1 protein-coding gene, 1 tRNA gene and 1 pseudogene are annotated in these 2,296 nt (G+C 46.4%); all 3 read right to left on the bottom strand.

The annotated features are described in order from the left end of the window. Nucleotides 1-4: 4 nt before the first annotated feature. Nucleotides 5-877: pseudogene (locus C5S62_RS03370) on the bottom strand (rod shape-determining protein); the annotation flags it as partial. Nucleotides 878-923: 46 nt separating this feature from the next. Continuing rightward, the gene (locus tag C5S62_RS03365; protein WP_104404053.1) at nucleotides 924-1,517 is read right to left on the bottom strand and encodes an IMP cyclohydrolase; all 594 of its coding nucleotides are present in this window, start codon (nucleotides 1,515-1,517) and stop codon (nucleotides 924-926) included. 484 nt (nucleotides 1,518-2,001) lie between these two features. After that, nucleotides 2,002-2,074 (bottom strand) — tRNA-Thr (locus tag C5S62_RS03360). Nucleotides 2,075-2,296 lie beyond the last annotated feature (222 nt).

The raw sequence follows: 2,296 nt of genomic DNA, 5'->3' as shown, positions 1-2,296 counted from the left end.
TCTATATACCGTTGTCCACGATGTCCGCGTAGAGTTCCGGCGGTGTCTTTTCAAGGGCGTTGAGCACGGCCTGCTCGATTTTCGCTATTGATTTTTCAAGGCAGTGGGCTATTTCCTGATAGCAAACGGGAACCTCCATGGGCATTGTGGTGATGCGGTTGGGGCCTTTCACCAGATAGTCTTCGGGAGCGTTGGAACCGAGATCGGTCAACGCCGCACCGACGTGAATCTTTATGCGTTCGGCCATGCGTTCGCTCACAACCATGTTGTGCTGACGGCTCATGTATTCCTTGATATCGGCCGTAAAGTCATCGCCTGCCATTTTAATGGAGTTGTTCGAGACAATTCCGCCAAGCGATATCACGGCAATTTCCGTAGTTCCGCCACCGATGTCGACAACCATGTTGCCTTCGGGTGCATTCACATCGATACCTATGCCGATGGCTGCCGCCATAGGTTCGTAAAGGAGGAAAATGTCGCGCCCGCCGGCATGCTCTGCAGAATCGCGCACTGCGCGCAACTCAACTTCCGTCGAACCGGACGGCACGCCGATAACCATGCGCAGCGAGGGGGAGAAAAGACGTTTGCCGCGATGCACCATCTTGATAAGTCCGCGCATCATTTGCTCGCAAGCGTTGAAGTCGGCAATCACACCGTCGCGCAGGGGGCGTATGACGCGGATGCTATCGTTGGTCTTCTCATACATCAGCTTGGCACGTCCGCCAACGGCTATCATTTTTTCGCTATGCCGGTCGAGAGCCACCACCGAAGGTTCGTTCACGGCAATCTGATCGTCACTGATAATGATGGTATTGGCCGTACCCAAGTCGATGGCCAACTCTTGCGTGAAAGAAAATAATTTTGAAAATATGCTCATAAACAATTGCTTCGCAAATTAAAATAAGGATGACAGAGCGATAGGATCAGCGCGTAAACCATTCATGAATGGCTGCATCGTAACGGCTTGAGACGCCAAAGGCGCGCGTAGCCAGGAGACGGCGGTCGGAAAGATCGGTCTCGGCACCTTTTTCATTGAGGATGTGAAGCAAAACAGGGTATTCGGCCTTTGAAGGAACGATAACCACATCGTTGAAATTTTTTGCGCCTGCACGGATCAACGATATGCCGCCTATGTCGATTTTCTCGATGATGTCAGCTTCAGAAGCTCCGCTTGCCACGGTCTGTTCAAAGGGATAAAGGTCTACGATGACAAGATCTATCTCGGGAATGTCATACTGTGCCATCTGAGCCTTGTCCTCAGCCAGTTCACGACGTCCGAGAATACCTCCGAACACCTTGGGATGAAGTGTTTTGACACGTCCGCCCAAAATGGAGGGATAAGTCGTGACGTCTTCAACCTTCTGACAGGGATATCCCAGTTCTTCTATAAACTGCTGCGTACCGCCGGTTGAGAGAAATTTTACGCCATCGGCGTGTAACTTTGCCAGAATTTCCTCAAGGCCATCTTTGTGGAAGACGGACACAAGCGCCGTCTTGATTTTTTTTGTTCCGGACATATTGTTTTTAGCTAAAAATGATTGCAGATTACGATGATATGCTTTTAAAAGAGGAAGTTTCTCTCTTTCAGAATGCAAAGTTAGTGTAAGGCGGGAGAAATGCAAAACAAAAATGCAGTTTTTTTACAGCATTGTCCGTATGCCTTCCGTTTATAGGCAAGACTGATGTTTTTCTACATCATAAATTGAAAAATGGGAGGAATCCGACTTTAACACTTTTAACCTTTCGTTACATTCCAAAGTGTTAAAACATAGATTGCAAGTGATGGAAACGAAAAAGTCTTTATTCGAATTCCAACACGAATACTTGGAAATATGAGGTAAACGGTTACTTTGAAAACAGGCGGATGTCACATATAAATGACATCCGCCTGTTTTGCCGCTCGGAGTATAGTCTTGAAAATCAAGCCTCCTATCCTATGCTGCTATTCTCATGAAAAAAGAAAAAGCTACCGAAAAAGAATCAGTAGCAAATTATCTTCTGAGCCGAAAGCCGGACTCGAACCGGCGACCTATTCATTACGAATGAATTGCTCTACCAACTGAGCTATTTCGGCAATATTTTCGCAAATGCGCTGCAAAGGTAATACATATTTTCGAACTGACCAAATCATACTTCCTTTTATTTCCAGCTTTCCCATCAGCTTACGTCATTGAAATTTCATATAGCCACACCATTTGAAAAAAGATGAATAAACGCCGTTCTTATCGTTTTAACATAATTTGCTTTTGCTCTGAAAATGTCGTATATTTGTAACAGCGAAGCGGGGCATTCCATC

The organism is Prevotella sp. MGM2, assembly GCF_002933955.1.
Taxonomy (GTDB): Bacteria; Bacteroidota; Bacteroidia; order Bacteroidales; family Bacteroidaceae; genus Alloprevotella.
Note: the sequence above shows the minus strand (reverse complement) of the source record. Positions and strands in the feature narration are given on the sequence as shown.